Raw genomic sequence first — 15984 nt, 5'->3', positions numbered from 1 at the left:
CAAATGCGAAATATGTTGCGCTGATTGCTATGTGATTGCTGGGATGATTGATAAGGATGCCGATTAAACTGACAACACGCTCGGTTGAATCCGCGCTTCCGGCCAGCAAAGATCGCTTTGAATGGGACACTGAATTGGCCGGCTTCGGTCTCAAGATTACGAAAGCCGGATCGAAGATTTACGTCGTCCAGTATCGAATGGGCGGCATGAGAACGCCGACAAAGCGATTTACGATTGGCAAGCATGGCAGCCCTTGGACGGCGGCGACGGCGCGCGTTGAGGCGATGCGTGTTTTGCATATCGTCCATGGTGGTGAAGACCCAAGGGCGATCGAGAAGGAGCGGGAGCGTGAGCAGATTGAGCTTCGCTTTGATCGTTATGCGCAACGGTTCTTGGATCTCTATGCGCGTCGAGAATGGCGCCCTCAAACCTACAAGTCGCATGAAAGCAACATTCGCCGCTGGCTCATTCCCGTTTTGACATCGAAGCCGCTTCCAATCATCACGCGTCGACATATCACCGAGAGGTCGCGTCCGTCAAGGTGGTGTAATTTCGGCTGTGGCCGTGGGCCATCGTCAGGCGGCTTTGGCGGTGATGTGTAGGGGCTGATTTTCCTCCTCGATCATGGGTTGGTTGAGTTCGGCCATGCCTTCGATCTGCATGTATCGGTGCTGGAGCTGCCACTCGTCGTTCTGCTCCATCAGCACAGCCCCGACGAGGCGGATGATGCTGTCTTCGTTCGGGAAGATTCCGACGACGTCGGCGCGGCGCTTGACCTCCTTGTTGAGCCGCTCGAGCGGATTGGTTGAGTGTAACTTCGTGCGGTGCTGGGTGGGAAAGCCGGTGTAGGCGAGCACGTCGGTTTCGGCCTCGTCCATGCAGGCGCCGAGCTTGGGCCAACGGGTGCGCAACTGGTCGGCGACCTGTCGCCAGACCTGCGTTGCGCTTTTCTGATCGGGCTGCAGGAAGACCTGGCGGATCGCGGCGGCGACGACAGTGTTCTGGCCCTTGGGCACATAGGACAGGGCATTGCGCATGAAGTGCACCCGGCAGCGCTGCCAGGTGGCGCCCATGACGCGGGTGATCGCGCCCTTGAGGCCCTCGTGAGCATCGGAGATGACCAGCTTCACGCCGGTAAGACCGCGCCGAACAAGGTCCTTCAGGAAGTCGGACCAGAAGACCTCCGCTTCCGAGGGGCCGATATGCAGGCCGACGATCTCGCGCCGGCCCTCGGTGTTGACGGCCATGGCGATTATTGCGGCAACGCTGATGATCCGCCCGCCTTCGCGTACCTTGAGATAGGTGGCATCGAGCCAGAGATACGGCCATTCGCCGGTGAGCGGGCGTTTCAGAAAGGCATGGACGCGCTCGTCAATGTCCTTGCAAAGCTTGGAGACGGTGGACTTGGAGATGCCGGTCATGCCCATGGCCTGGACGAGTTCATCGACCCGCCGGGTGCTGACCCCGCCGATCCACGCTTCCTGGATCACCGCAACCAGCGCTTTCTCGACCATCTTGCGGGGCTCAAGGAAGCCCGGAAAGTAGGACCCAGCACGCAGCTTGGGGATTTTCAGGTTCAGCGTGCCTACCCGGGTATCCAGCGAACGGTCGCGATAGCCGTTGCGCCAGGTCGCGCGCTCGCTGCTGCGTTCGTGGCGACCCGCGCCGATCAGGCCATCAACGTCGGCCTCCATGATCAGCTGCAGCACGTTCTCGGCGATGGTGCGCAAAAAATCCGGTTGGCCGCCCTTCGCAGCAAGCTCTTCGATCAGTAATCTGTCCTCGGTCATCGGGAACTCCTCTTCGTCACGGTTGAAGTGTGCAAACTCCACCATAACGATGAACCCGGTGGCCACCAGCGACGCCGCATTCCGGGGTGGGGCATGCCCCACCCCGGAATACACCATCGCCTACACCGGAAATTACACCACGAGCGCGGACGCTAACTCACCGAGATATTTGATCGGCTACCCGACGATAGTCCGGCATTGCCTCGGAATCTTTTTGCGCTGCTTCGGCGGATGTTCAACTGGGCAGTGGAGCGAGGAGACCTCGACAACTCGCCGATGCAGGGAATGCGGGTTCCGGCGCCTCCCAAGTCACGTGATCGCGTGCTAAGTGATAATGAATTACTGATTATAGCAGCTTACGCAGACCATGCAGGCCCTGTCTGGGGGCCATTCTTTAGGCTTCTAATTCTCACTGGCCAGCGTCGGACTGAAGTTGCTGGAATGCGTTGGGAGGAGCTTGATCAGGATCAACATCGCTGGCTTTTGCCGCCTGAACGCGTCAAAAATGGGCGAAGCCATATTGTGCCATTGAATCGGATTGCGATGGGTGAACTGGCGGCATTAGCTGGAACAGATCAATGGCCAAGGTCGGGCTTCGTATTCACTCACTCCGGCAACGCCGCAGTTTCGGGCTTTTCGAAAGCGAAACGGAGATTGGATGGAGCAATCGACCGGAGCCAACCTGGGCGGGTCCAAGCGTGGCGACCGCACGACTTACGTCGGACGGTCGCGACGAACATGCAGAAGCTTGGCGTTCGTTTTGAGGTTACCGAGGCGATTCTAAACCATGTGTCTACAACTCAGGCAGGCGTTGCGGGAGTCTACATGAGGCATGACTGGGCTGACGAGAAGCGGGAGGCGTTGGAGCGATGGGCCGACTGGCTTGCTGAACGTGTTGACGAATTCGAGATATCATCCACTGGTTCCTGATCAGGGTTTCGACAATATGCAATCGCTCAATAATGCACTATGTCGCCATCGTATAATGAGAGCCGGTGGCTCTCGGGCCTGAACCGGCGTCGAGCCCGCTGGGATATCGTAAATTCCATCGAGCCACAAATCATGGAAGGCCCCTGACGTGACCCCCTCTGCTTCTGGGAAGGCGGGCAGGAGCGTTATCCAAAAGAATACTTCAATTTGGACCGTATTGTTGATGCAAAGTTGAGCGGGATCGAATATCCCCTTTTAGAGATGGTCGGCTGCCTGAGCCTTTATGTCTCGCTCTCAGGCATGTGGAAGTGACCGCTCAGGTCCATAAATATTAAACAATATTTTAACCAAAAATGTCTTTACCAGGAAATATTATTGGTAGACAAATCAATATAAATCCATAACTTACCTCACATGTGAGTGCGGATATTCAGAATTCCAAACGGGAATTTGAAGTTTCAGCGTCATTGCGGGGGTGAAGCGCGGTGGAAGGTGGTCGGGATCGAATAAACTCTACCGACCATCAGAAAAGTGCGGCGCGCGGGCGTAATGATCTTGTTGCATTCGCAACGCTTCTATCTCTCCACAGAATCGCCGTCGATCCCGATCAACTCCGCCATGATCTAGGTCACCAACATGATGTGACGGCAGATGATCTCTTGCGGCTGGCAAAGCGACAAACTGATGTGCGCGCTAGGCGCGTCGTTGTAGGGGGCGGCGATCTTAAGATGCTTCCCCTTCCGGCATTGGCCCATGGAAGGGACGGCTGGTTCCTTATTGGAAAGGCCGGGCAGGATATGGTCCTGATCCAGCGTCCCAACAACGCTCCCGAACGGTTGTCATATGGGGATATGGAAGAGCGTTGGTCCGGCGAACTTATTTTGATTACGACGCGCGAAGGTGTCGGTGGCCCAGTAGGCCGTTTCGATGTCAGTTGGTTCGTGCCCCAGATCGTCAAATACCGCCGTCTTGTCGGCGAGGTTCTGTTGATCACGCTCGCGTTGAACCTTCTTGGCCTCGCGGCACCGCTCTTCTTCCAGAATATCATCGATAAGGTGCTCGTGCACAATACGATGGCAACTCTTCAGGTGCTCGCATTTGGTTTTGTTGCGGTCAGCGTGTGGGAGGTCGCATTCGGCTGGATAAGAACGCGTCTCTATTCGGAAACCTGCCAGAAGATAGATGTCGAGCTGGGGGCGCGGCTGTTCCGTCACATGTTAGGATTGCCGCTCGCCTATTTCGAGGCGCGTCGCGTCGGCGATACGGCGATGCGCATTCGTCAGCTGGAGACGATCCGGGAGTTTTTGACCAACGCGTCTATGTCGGTGCTGATCGACCCCATCTTCGTAATCGTGTTCCTTGCAGCGATGTGGATCTATTCGCCGACGCTCTTCGTGATCACTGCGATCACCTTACCGGCCTATGTCGCAGTCGCGGCACTGCTGACCAAACCGCTCCGCGCGCGGATCGATGAAAAGTTCGAGCGCGGAGCGGCCAACAATGCGCTGCTGATCGAGAGCATTTCGGGCATTCAGACTGTCAAGGCGTCGGCGGTCGAACCGCAATGGCAGGATCGTTGGGAACGTCAGCTTGCAGGTTACAGTGCCGCGAACCAGCAAGTCATAAATTTGGGGAATACCGGGTCACAGGCGATCCAGCTGATCTCGAAGCTCAATCTTGCCGCAATCCTCTATTTCGGTGCGGTCGCGGTGATTGAAGGTAATCTGACTGTCGGCGGTCTCGTCGCCTTCAACATGTTTGCGCAGCGGGTGTCGGGACCGGTCATCCGCATGGCGCAACTCTGGCAAGAGTTTCAACAGGTGCGTATCGCCGTTGAGCGTCTTGGCGATGTCCTCAACCAACCGACGGAGCCGGGGGCCGGGAGTCGGACGGCCCTTCCCACCGTAAAGGGCCATATTCGTTTTGAGGGCGTGAAGTTCCGCTACGGGCTCGATGGGCCTTGGACGCTCGAAGACATCGATATCGATCTGGAAGCGGGGGCGACGCTCGGTATCGTCGGCTCATCGGGATCGGGTAAATCAACGCTCACCAAACTGCTCCAGCGCCTTTACACCCCGGCCGCAGGCCGCATCCTCATCGATGGCGTCGATATCGGTCAGATCGATCCGGCTTGGCTACGTCGACAGATCGGAGTGGTTCTTCAGGAAAATCTCCTGTTCAACCGATCGATCCGCGAGAACATCGCGCTGAGCCATCCGGCGATGCCGCTCGATCATGTAATGGCAGCCGCTCAGCTTGCAGGCGCCCACGAGTTCATTGTTCGCCTACCGCAGGGCTATGACACGGTCGTTGAGGAGCGCGGCGTCAACCTCTCTGGCGGGCAGCGTCAGCGGCTCGCAATCGCCCGGGCTCTCGTCACACAGCCGCGGATTCTCATCCTCGACGAAGCAACTTCCGCGCTCGACGCTGAAAGCGAGGCGATCATTCAACGCAACCTCAAGGCGATGGCGCAGGGGCGCACGGTGCTCATCATCGCACATCGCCTGTCGGCGATCCGCCAGTGCCAGCGCATCATTGCTCTGGAACAAGGACGTATCGTCGAGCGCGGTACGCATGAAGAATTGCTGGTTCACGGCGGGCGTTACGCCGATTTATATCGTCAGCAAATGGGTTTGGCCGATGGCGGAGTGGCTGCATGAACATGATCGTCCGCCACTGGAATGTCGCCAAGGTCGCGCTTGCCGAGGATCGAGCCCTCGCCAAGTCGCGCGTCGAACGGACGCAGACCGATTTTTTGCCAGCCGCTCTCGAAATCATTGAGAAGCCAGTTTCGCCCACAGCCCGGATTTCTTTCTACTTGTTCGGCGGTGGCTTGGTGCTGGCGCTGCTGTGGGCGGTTTTCGGCCGCCTTGATGTCGTAGCATCCGCGTCGGGCAAAATCATTCCTGCCGGTAGCGTGAAGCTCATCCAGCCCAGCAGTGCCGGCGTGGTGCGATCGATCCTCGTTCGCGACGGGCAAGCGGTCCGGAAGGGGCAAGCGCTTGTGGAACTCGATCCGACCGAGACGGCCGCCGATATCGCGCAGGCCAAGAGTGCGCTTCAAACGGCATTGCTAGAGGTGGCTCGTGCGCGGGCTGTGCTGGGCGCGCTCGATGGTCATGGCCTTCATTTTTCGGCTCCCACAGGAACGCCGGCGGAAATTGCCGAAACGCAGCGCTCGCTTGCGTCGAGTGAATTTGCGGCGATCTCGGCAGCGATGTCGGGACGCGGGGCGGATCGTTCGGCGGCCTCGGCGTCGCGCGACGAGGCGCTTACGCAAGCAAGGAAGCTCGACGAGACGCTGCCCCTGATCGATGAGCAGCTTCAAGCGTATGAGGCACTACTCGCGAAGGGCTTTGCGGCAAAGCTCAAGGTCATTGAGCTACGCCGCCAGCGACAGGTCGCAATCCGAGATCGGGATGCCGCACTCGACACGGCGAGGCGTAGCGAGGCGGAACTCGCCGGTGCGGGAAGTGGTGTGGCGCTTAGTCGCGCGGAAGCGCGTTCGAAGGTGCTTCAGGACTTGGCACGGTCGCAAGCCGAAGCGCGGTTGCGTACAGAGGAACTCGTCAAGAGTGAGCAACGTAGTCGACTCCAGCGGCTCGTGTCGCCCGTCGATGGCACGGTTGCGCAATTGGCAATTCACACCGTGGGTGGCGTGGTTGAGCCTGCCAAACCCATCATGATCATCGTTCCATCGCGCGCCAGTCTTGAGGCCGAGGTGAGGCTGTTAAACAAGGATATGGGGTTCGTCCGCATCGGCCAGGATGTAGCCGTTAAAATCGAAGCCTTCCCGTTCACGCGGTACGGAACTATTCCCGGTCAGGTGGTCTCGATCAGTTCGGACGCGATCGAGGATGAGAAGCTGGGCCTAGTATATCCCGTTCGGATCAAACTCAAGCGAATGCTGATCAGTCGTGAAAGCGGTCGCGTACGATTGACGCCGGGAATGAGCGTGACGGCAGACGTAAGGACGGGAGAGCGTAGCATTGCAAGTTACCTGTTGAGCCCGATTGATGAAGCACGGCTAGAAGCGGGGCGAGAGCGGTGAACCTAGTTAATTTATCCGGGTGGAAGGTAAGGATTTATGGACAAGCATCTCAGAGGCGCATTTCCACGTTCTATAGACGAGTATCGAACATATGTTTAAAAAATTGCCCTAATATTTCTATTGATTGACATTGTAGCAAGAAATTGTGCAATTTTGCATTCGTAATTAAGAAGAGTTTGAGGTGAGGGCGAAATTTATTGTATTACTATTGTCTTGTTGTGGTATATGTAAGTATTTGAGAAGTAGCGGAGAGATCAAATGAAGATCAAGTCGGCCGCCATATTTTCAAGCGTCATTCTCTGTCTCCTGCCTGGAGCCAGTGAAGAACCAAGCATCTATTATCGCTCCGGTGCCGCAGCTAACGCGGCCTTGGCGAGTTTTGACGGCAAAAATCCAGATTGCGAGCTCTGGACCAATTGGCAAAAAATGTGCTCCCGGACAGGCCTTGATGGCGCGACACACTGCGTTTCTTCGTCAATACCTGTCCGTCCTTCGGTTCCTTTCTGCGTTGCTAGAACGGATCAGCCGTATGACGACAATGATACCCGCGCCTCGCAAGCTGAGCAGTTGTCGCATAGGCGCTTCTGTCAGCGCCCTACAACCGGGCGTGACTCTAACGGTGAAAGCTGCAGACGGGACCTTTCGCGGCCATTCAGCGGGCTAGCGCTTAAAGAGCGACGTCACCCTTGGTGTGCAAAATGGACGCCGGTATTGGCGAGGCAAAAATTTGGCGCCAAGTCATCTCGATATGGCTTCTATTGTGCCGATCGAAGGGTGCCTGATTGGTGCGTCTGGCCTGAGGGGTTGGGTTACGGTCCTCAGGTGGGTCAAGCATCCACCAGAGAGGACGTGATCCCCATTCTCTTCAATCCAGAATCTATTGCCATCAATGGCGTTTACTGTCGCAGGAGAAATTCCAATGCCCGATAATAAGTCTCTCGCCCCACCTCGCGCAAGTTCGGGAACAACGGACGGTTCGGGCGTCATGATTGGCGACGGTATTATGCTGACGGCAGGTCATGTGATGTACGAATTCAACGAGAATGATACGAATCGTCAAATCCGTCTTTTGAGCGGAGCTACGCTTTTTTATGATCCTCGCTCATACTATTCCCAGTACGTCACTCGGGTTGCCGGCCTGAGCACCCCACTTCCGGTTCCAACAGGGGGGCATACTATTAGTTCTCAATTCATTGAGATTAATATTGTTAATAGCGATATAGTATTTTTAGAATATGGTGGGGGAGTAGGAAAAGATGACGCGGGAATGGCAGTTTATTTAGAAAGTTCTGACATTTTCTCTGCAAATTTTTCACTGACTTCCGGAACAAAATTTAAACGGTGGGGGATGACGACCGGGACTGAGGAAGTAAACTCCGGTTACATTGAAGCAGATAGTGTAGGATTGAAGATCACCGACACCGATGCCCTAACCGAAGGAGGAGATAGCGGAGGTGGAAACTGGATAGATTTTGAAGGAAAGCAATTCATAGTTGGGAACAATGTTAGCTCAAATCTGACAGCCCAATACAGTAAGTCAAGCTACATATCCTCAAATGAATTTTATACCGTGAACGATATGCTTGCGTATCGGCAGGCGACTGGCGATGTGACCGAATCGGAGCCAACCAACCTAATTGTTGGCAGAGCGACTGCGGATGTGGGCTCAGGCGTGGCAAAAGGAACTTATCGTCGAGATATAGTACTCGGGCGCGGGGGCGATGACGAGCTCTCTGATGGAGACATGACATTTTGGTGGGCATCTGATCGCCTTTTCGGCGGCGACGGCGACGACGCTTTGACTGCAGGAAATGGCGATGACCTTCTGCACGGGGGTGATTTTCGAGACTACACCGGCAGCGGCCGGACCAGTCTGGAAGATGATGGAGAAGACACTGTCCAGTACGAGACAACCGGCCTTCGAGGTCTGGTTGGCGCTGGCCTGACCGTTTTTATTGGCCCAGCTAGTTCCGTAGATGCACCGGCGTGGACGTTTGGAACGATTGATCCTGGCGACAAAAGTGCTGCGTTTTTTGTCCTCGATCAAATGAGCTCACCCAGCGAGATGTCGTTCGGAAACGATACTTTGATCTCGATCGAACATATCAAGCTGACTGACATGGATGACGTTGTGCGCCTCGATGTGATCGAGGGTGATCAATTCGCTGGCTCAGATGGAAAAGGTGGCATCGCGGAGATCAAAATGGAAGGCAACGCGACGGGACCGGGGGAGGGCGATCTTATAGATGCCTCCCGCAATTCTGCAAATCTTTCGATCGACCTCTCAGCGACGTCAAGCAATGTTAAGGCACGAGATGATAGCTCCGGAAATAAATCACTCACGATACTTGGTGCAGAAAGAGTTTGGGCCGGATCTGGCGACGACATCATAAAAGGAAATGATAAAGATAACGAGATCGAGGGTGGCGGTGGCGAGGACACGGTGGATTATTCCTCAAGTTCTAATCCAATCACGATCACATTCGATGGAACTGCGGAATCGGCAACAATCACGGTCAAGGACGGCATGGGCGGTACTGACACGCTTGCGTTGATCGAGAAGATTATCGGTACGACCAAATATGATTTTGTGCAGGTCAACGGTGAAATCCCGACCGACACCGAACTGACTATCGACGCATACGGTGGGCAGTCGCCCAACGCATTCGGCTCGATCCTTAACGGCAGCAGCTCGACGAAAGAGATTGAACTCGACATCGACGGCTCTGGCAACGGCTATATTCGCTCAGTTGGCGGCGGTGAAATCACGCTTGAAGGCTTCCATACTCAAGTGATCGGCTCGGCTCTCAACGATAGCCTTTCCGATGCCAGCGACGGTAAGAAACGGCTCGATGGCGGCGCTGGCAACGACACAATTTCGACCGCGGGATCGACCGGTAACGCGACGATCTATGGCGGCGATGGAGATGACACCCTCACTGGTGGTGACGGCAATGATGTCATTTATGGCGATCAATTGGAAAACTGGAACTATAACGAAAACATCATAAATGGCGGCGCTGGTAGTGACTTTATTGTCAGTTCATCCGCCTATGATATTATCGATGGAGGGAGCGGGAACGACTATATCAAACTGGATTTCGCATCGGGATCTTACGATGATTCATACTCGAGCGATCTGACAGTTGATGGCGGCGAAGATGACGACGTCATTGAGGTTGCCGGCTTCGTAAGCGTCGATGTCGTCCTTGCCGCTGGTAGTGGACATGATACCGTGATCACGCCCGCATCGATTCTAAGTCCTGCGAGCCTGGGCACCAATCTGAACATCGTGATGGACGGCTTGGACTATGATGATTTTACGATCGTCATCGATGCGACGCCGACGAGCGGCTCCTTTTCTGGCTTTGCCGATATCGCAGTCGTTATAGATGCGACGGGCGACTCGGTCTTTCTTCCCAATCAATATGTACATGCAAATGACCACGGTGGTTCAACGGCCTTCAGCATCATCAGCTTCAACGGCTCGCAGCTGAATCCGTTACACCATGTTGTTTTCGGCAGCACCAGCGCATACGCGACCGATTTGTCTGGCTTCAACGCAGCGACCGCTCCCGATCCCGGTGATACCACCGGAACCTCGGGCGACGATCACCTCGCGGGGGGAAGCGGCGATGATAGTCTGAGTGGCGGCGATGGTAACGACAATTTCGAGACGTCGGGTGGTAACGACAGCATAGATGGCGGTGCTGGCGAAGACACGCTCAACCTGTTCGGATCGCGCGCCCAATTCACGATATCAGGGAACGCCGGGTCGATGACCCTGACCGACAATATCGGTCGCGAAGGAGAACTGACAGCGACGGGCATCGAGCGCATTTTCTTTGTGAGCGACGGCGAATTCTACAATGTCGGGGATTTCTTTGGATATGAGGGCACCGCGGGCGCCGACGTCATTACCGCGAGCGACCACGACAATGATATCCAGGGATTTGGTGGGAACGATACGATCAAGGCGCTAGGCGGCGATGACGTCATCGACGGCGGCGAAGGTGACGATCTGATCGACGGTGGCGATGGAAATGACGTTGCCAATTACTCTGGTTCATCGACCGACTATATCGTTACTCGCCTGTCAGGTGGCGGCGCGACGATCGAGACGACCGGACTTGGGATCAATGATGGCACTGACACGTTGCAGGGCGTGGAATCCATCTATTTCGCGGGCGACGATGTGACGCTCGACATCAACACGTTGCCGCTCGGCGGAACGAACGGTGATGACATTCTTATCGGCGGCGAAGGTGACGACGTCATCGAAGGCGGCGATGGGAATGATATCTTGCAAGGAGGCGTCGGTTACGACCTGCTCGATGGCGGTGATGGCAATGACACTGCATATTACAGCGGAAAATCGACCGATTACTCCGTCTACCTGTGGACCGATGGCAGCGTTTACGTCGATGATTATAGCGAGTCTGGCGCCGACGGTTCCGATGAATTGGTTGATATCGAAGCTCTCTATTTCGCAGGCGACGATACGACTGTGCTGATTCCAGCCGATCTTCCGCCACTCGGAACCAGCGGCAACGACGTGATTTTGGGAACGAACCGGCACGATACGCTGGTAGGTCTCGAAGGCGACGATGTCCTGACGGACGATGCCGGCAACGATTATCTCGATGGCGGTGAGGGCGCGGATACAATGACCGGCGGCGAAGGTGATGACACTTACGTGGTCGACGACAGCGGCGATTTGATCATCGAGAATGCAAACGAAGGATATGACTCCGTCGAATCCAGCGTCAGCTACACCTTGGGTGCAAATCTTGAATCGCTCTCGCTTTGGAACGGGGTTACGGCGATCAATGGCACGGGCAATGCTCTCGATAACAGCATCTCGGGCGATGGTTTCGGAAATACGTTGCTTGGATTGGACGGCAACGACCAACTGACCGGATGGGGAGGCGATGATATCCTCGACGGTGGCAACGGTGACGACACTGCCAACTACTTCGGCCTTTCGAGTGATTTCGAAGCGTTCCGGGAAATCGACGGGTCGGTAACCGTCGTCGATCTCGTCGGCTCGGCTGGTGAAGACACGCTTTCCAACATCGAGCATCTGAACTTTTCCTACGGAGGAAATGTCATTGTCGATGTCGCGGATCTGCCGCTTCGCGGCACTGCTTCGAATGACACGCTAAATGGCGGTTCTGGTAACGACACCCTCTTCGGGCTCGGCGGGAATGATCGCTTGACGGGCGGAGCGGGCCACGATGTGCTGGACGGGGGCGCTGGCGCATCGGACGTTGCCGTTTTCGCCGGAACGCAGGCAAGCCATACGATCGCGACCAACGCTGGCGTTGTGACCATTGCCGACAATCAGCCGGCGACCGATGGCAATGACGGAACGGATACGGTAATCGGGATCGAGATCGCTGAATTCAAAGGCGGAGTGCAGGTCGGGATTACTTCGCCCATCGTTCTCGATCTCAACGGTGATGGTGTAAGCTTGGTCAATAATCGCGACACGAATGTTGCTTTCGATTGGGACGGAGATGGAACGCGAAATCAAACGGGGTGGATAGGCCGCGATGACGGCTTCCTGATGTTTGACCGAGATGGAAATGGGCTGGTCAGCAACGGCAGCGAACTCAGCTTCACCAGCGACAAGCCGGGAGCAACGTCCGATCTTGACGGCTTGCGCGCTTTCGACAGCAACGGCGATGGAGTATTCTCCTCCTCCGACGAAAAGTTCGGCGAGTTTAAGATTTGGCGCGATGCCAATGGCAACGGACGCTCTGAGACGAGAGAGATCCGTTCGCTCGCGGACGTCGGTATCGCATCGATCGATCTTTCAGGGGAGGCAGTCAACCGAACCTGGGCGTGGGGCGATAACATGGTCATCAACAACGGCAGCTTCACTCGCACAGATGGTTCCACAGGAGCATTCGGCGACATTGCGCTGAATTATGACCCGCTTTCACGGCAACTCATCCGTCCGTCTCTCCTGCACGACCGCATTCCGCAGGGCCTGCCGCTTTCGCTCGATATCGATCGTGCCGCGGCCCGCTTTAGCGAAGCGATCGCTGGCTTCATGGCCGGGAGTACCAATGTCGCCGAGCTTCGCTTCGACGATCACGCAATGATGCCGCGCGATATCCATTTCGTTCCGGTACGTGAGGCTATGCTGGCGTAGTAAGGTTTAGTCTCGGCCGCCTTCTTGCCGGGCAGCATGATCGGGATCGGCAATTCTGATCATACAGCGAACGGGTTTCTGCGCTTTTGTGGCAGCCCGTTCGCATTTGGTTAATGTGGATCGGGTACGAGCTCTTGGCTAGTGGCACATGGCGGTGACGTGACCCCCTGGTTTCCACCAGCCGGGATTAGAGCCCAGCAGCTTTGTTGCGCATGAGCGCGGTGTAAGCAATGGCCTGCGCAGCGGAGCCCGAAGGGCGTAGCTGCGCAGGCCATTGCTTATGCAGTTCGGCGGCGAACGCCGCCGGTGTCTCATATCCAAGTGCCGAGTGCGGCCGCGACTGGTTGTAATCTTCGGCCCAGGCCGCGATCACTGTGCGGGCATGGTCGAGGTCGAGGAACAGCGTCTCGTTCAGAAGCTCATCACGCATCCGGCCATTGAAGCTCTCGACATAGCCGTTCTGCATCGGCTTGCCGGGTGCGATATAATGCCACTCGACGCCGACCTCACCGCACCATGCGAGCACCGCGTTCGATGTCAGCTCGGTCCCGTTGTCGCTGACGATCATCCCCGGCCTGCCGCGTTCCTCGATCAGATCGCTGAGCTCGCGCACGACCCGGCGCCCGGAGATCGACGTGTCGGGCACCGCGCGCAGGCACTCCCGCGTCACGTCGTCGACGATGTTGAGCACCCGGAACCGCCGGCCTGACGCCATCTGATCATGCACGAAGTCGAGGCTCCACCGCTGGTTCGGTAGCGCCAGCACCGGTGCGGGCGCCCGAGCACCGATCGCCCGGCGCCGGTTACGTCTTCGTCGGACCATCAGTCCTTCCTCCCGATACAGGCGCTGAGTCTTCTTCCTGTTGATCATCACGCCCTCCCGGCGCAGCAGGATATGCAGGCGTCGATAACCGAACCGGCGACGCTGCTGCGCCAGCTCGCGCAGCTTCTCCCGAACCTCGGCATCGTCACCACGCTGCGACCGGTAGCGCATGCTCTTCCGATCGGCCCCTGTGACACGGCACGCCCGCCGCTCGCTCATCCCATGGCAAGCCTGGAGATGGGCGACCGCTTCCCGCTGAACGGCGGGCGTCACCATTTTTTTGTGAGAAGATCCTTCAGCGCCGCATTGTCGAGCATCGAGTCCGCAAGCAGCCGCTTCAGCTTCGCGTTCTCGTCCTCGAGCGAGCGCAGCCGCTTCGCCTCGGACACCTCCAGGCCGCCATACTTGGCCTTCCAGTTGTAGATCGTTGCTTCCGACACCCCGTGTCGCCGCGCCAGCTCGCCGGTCTTCGCGCCCGCCTCCGCTTCCTTCAATACCCCGATGATCTGCTCTTCCGAAAACCTCAAACGCTTCATCTGTCCGTCCTTCCTTCAAGGCCGGACTCTAATCACTGTTGGAGGAAAATCAGGGGGTCACGTCAGCTCGAATGGGAGAGGAATTGGCGGACGATTATATCACGCGAGGCTTTCAGGATCGACGTTGATGCTGCTCTTACGAAGCTTGTTTGGTTGTGCGACCATCCGCCGGAGCTCATTTATTAGAACGCCGTCGATGATCGGAATGGCAATCGCGAGTTTAATTGTCGGCGCACCATTTGCTTTGGCTCGCAATCACTTCACCGAGAAATCGAAGATGCGGGCATTAGCGGCCCCGCCCGCCGCGGCGCCCGGCAGCGAGTAGAGGAAGCCATATTCGCCAGGCACCAGCGGGTCGCCGGCCTTGACCTTGTAGACACCCGGACGGATGAGTTCATACTCGATCGTGATGCGGTCCTTGTCCATCACGCCCATCTTGGCTCCGCCGATGTTCATGCTGCCGACGCGCGCCTCCCGGCGATCCTTCTTCTTGTCAAGGCGAACGAGGTTGAAGTCAGCGGGTGAGCTCGCGAGAAATGCCGATCCCATGAAGGAGCTGGGGGTCGCGCCCTTTTGGGATTCGTCGAAGAAGAAATAGAAGTAAGGCTTGCTGATCGACACGACCCGCGCAGCGGCATTCGGGATCGATACCTTGACGCTGGCCGAGGCAATGCCGCCGGTCAGCGCATAGCCCCAGATGCCGCCGGTCTTAACTTGGCTCGAGCTGGTAGGCTCGATGCGCTCCATCCGACCCTTCTCGACGGTCCCGTGAAGGAGGTAGACGCCCGGCGGGTGCGGCACATTGGGATCGGACGAGTCCACCGATAGTTCGGCGGCAGTGTCGGCCTTGCGCGATCTTACCATTGCCGCGATGACGTTGCTCGACACGCCCTTCTTCTTGAGTTCGATCATCTGATCGGTGGTGAGGTCGAAGCTTGACGCTTCGGCTTCGATCTTCGCGATGATGGCGGCGTCGCCGAGTTGCATCTCTGTCAGCGCGACGATGTCGTTGATTGTCAAATCCTCGGCTGCCGCAGCGACGGAGCAGCAGCTAAGCGCAATCGCCGCTGCAATCTTAAAATAAGTGGTCATGGTTCCCCCAGATCATTCGCATCCGATACCGTCGTTATCCCGGTCGAGGTGCTGGCCATAGCCGGGATCGCCGCGGCGGACCGGCGCCGCGCCCGCGGCGCGTGCTGCGCTGCAGTTGGGATAAGCCCTGGATGGACCGCTAAGGCGCTGCGGCCGTTCGGCGCGTGGCGCCGTTCCGCTTGGCGCACGGTGGCAATGCCGCCCGCCATTCCTGCGATCATTGTGACAGCCGTCCGCCGCGAGGCCGCCCCCATGGGCAGCCACGACGGCAGGCAATGTCAAAACAGCCAATGCTGTAGCAATCAGGAAATAATGCATAGCCCTGTCCCCGCCCGGAAGATGCCTCGTAATGGAACGGCTGTCGAATCCTGTATTCGTGTCAGCCGACTTTGTTTTGTTCGATTTCGGGATGGCAGCAGAGCCTCGCGGAACTATGCTGTGGCCGCTCGGGAGGCATCATGCGCAAGTATCGCGGACGTCAAGGAAACCAATGGAAGCGGCCGCCGAGGCGGCGACCGGTCCGCCGCAAGCCGCCCATATTCCTCCTGTTCCTGCTGGTATTCGTTGCCACCATTGCGGTCACCCAAGGCTATATGTCGGGT

The 15984-nt window shown here is 57.0% G+C and carries 9 protein-coding genes; 5 read left to right on the top strand and 4 right to left on the bottom strand.

All coding sequences use genetic code 11. The features are described 5' to 3' along the window. Nucleotides 1-56 precede the first annotated feature (56 nt). Nucleotides 57-602, top strand: coding sequence for an integrase arm-type DNA-binding domain-containing protein (locus LH19_RS28000; RefSeq protein WP_082395648.1), 546 nt, complete (start codon nucleotides 57-59; stop codon nucleotides 600-602). Here the strand turns inward: LH19_RS28000 and LH19_RS12605 are convergent. Beyond that, entirely contained in the window at nucleotides 576-1790 is a 1215-nt protein-coding gene (locus LH19_RS12605; protein ID WP_006954973.1) for an IS256-like element ISSpma2 family transposase, read from the bottom strand. The genes LH19_RS28000 and LH19_RS12605 overlap by 27 nt on opposite strands. Before the next feature lie 231 nt (nucleotides 1791-2021). On the opposite strand from LH19_RS12605, the gene LH19_RS29875 reads away from it, so the two are divergent. The 4 genes from LH19_RS29875 (at nucleotide 2022) to LH19_RS29705 (ending at nucleotide 12931) form a co-directional block, all read left to right on the top strand. Continuing rightward, nucleotides 2022-2720: a site-specific integrase gene (locus LH19_RS29875; protein ID WP_082395646.1), complete on the top strand. Its 699-nt coding sequence runs from the start codon at nucleotides 2022-2024 to the stop codon at nucleotides 2718-2720. Between the two features lie 506 nt (nucleotides 2721-3226). Then, on the top strand, nucleotides 3227-5380 hold the full coding sequence (locus LH19_RS12600) for a type I secretion system permease/ATPase (protein WP_054733482.1): 2154 nt from the start codon (nucleotides 3227-3229) through the stop codon (nucleotides 5378-5380). Then, the gene (locus tag LH19_RS12595; protein ID WP_054728400.1) at nucleotides 5377-6771 is read left to right on the top strand and encodes an HlyD family type I secretion periplasmic adaptor subunit; all 1395 of its coding nucleotides are present in this window, start codon (nucleotides 5377-5379) and stop codon (nucleotides 6769-6771) included. The genes LH19_RS12600 and LH19_RS12595 overlap by 4 nt, the downstream gene beginning before the upstream one ends. 919 nt (nucleotides 6772-7690) lie before the next feature. Continuing rightward, nucleotides 7691-12931: a beta strand repeat-containing protein gene (locus LH19_RS29705; RefSeq protein WP_158514404.1), complete on the top strand. Its 5241-nt coding sequence runs from the start codon at nucleotides 7691-7693 to the stop codon at nucleotides 12929-12931. Nucleotides 12932-13118: 187 nt separating this feature from the next. Here the strand turns inward: LH19_RS29705 and LH19_RS12585 are convergent. From LH19_RS12585 to LH19_RS27990, 3 genes are all read right to left on the bottom strand, one after another. After that, nucleotides 13119-14290, bottom strand: a protein-coding gene (locus LH19_RS12585) for an IS3-like element ISSpma3 family transposase (protein ID WP_145923318.1) whose coding sequence is annotated in 2 segments (ribosomal slippage) — nucleotides 13119-14038 and nucleotides 14038-14290 — 1173 coding nt in all. Because the reading frame shifts where the segments join, the coding sequence is not laid out codon by codon here. A gap of 255 nt (nucleotides 14291-14545) precedes the next feature. Next, nucleotides 14546-15382: a hypothetical protein gene (locus LH19_RS12575; RefSeq protein WP_054728394.1), complete on the bottom strand. Its 837-nt coding sequence runs from the start codon at nucleotides 15380-15382 to the stop codon at nucleotides 14546-14548. A 12-nt stretch (nucleotides 15383-15394) separates the two neighbouring features. Beyond that, nucleotides 15395-15700 carry an excalibur calcium-binding domain-containing protein gene (locus tag LH19_RS27990; protein ID WP_082395642.1) on the bottom strand — a complete coding sequence of 102 codons (306 nt, stop codon included), beginning with the start codon at nucleotides 15698-15700 and terminating at the stop codon, nucleotides 15395-15397. Nucleotides 15701-15984: the final 284 nt, after the last annotated feature.

Origin of the sequence: Sphingopyxis macrogoltabida (genome assembly GCF_001314325.1) — a bacterium.
Classification (GTDB): domain Bacteria; phylum Pseudomonadota; class Alphaproteobacteria; order Sphingomonadales; family Sphingomonadaceae; genus Sphingopyxis; species Sphingopyxis macrogoltabida.
This window is presented reverse-complemented; position numbering and strand designations above follow the sequence as displayed.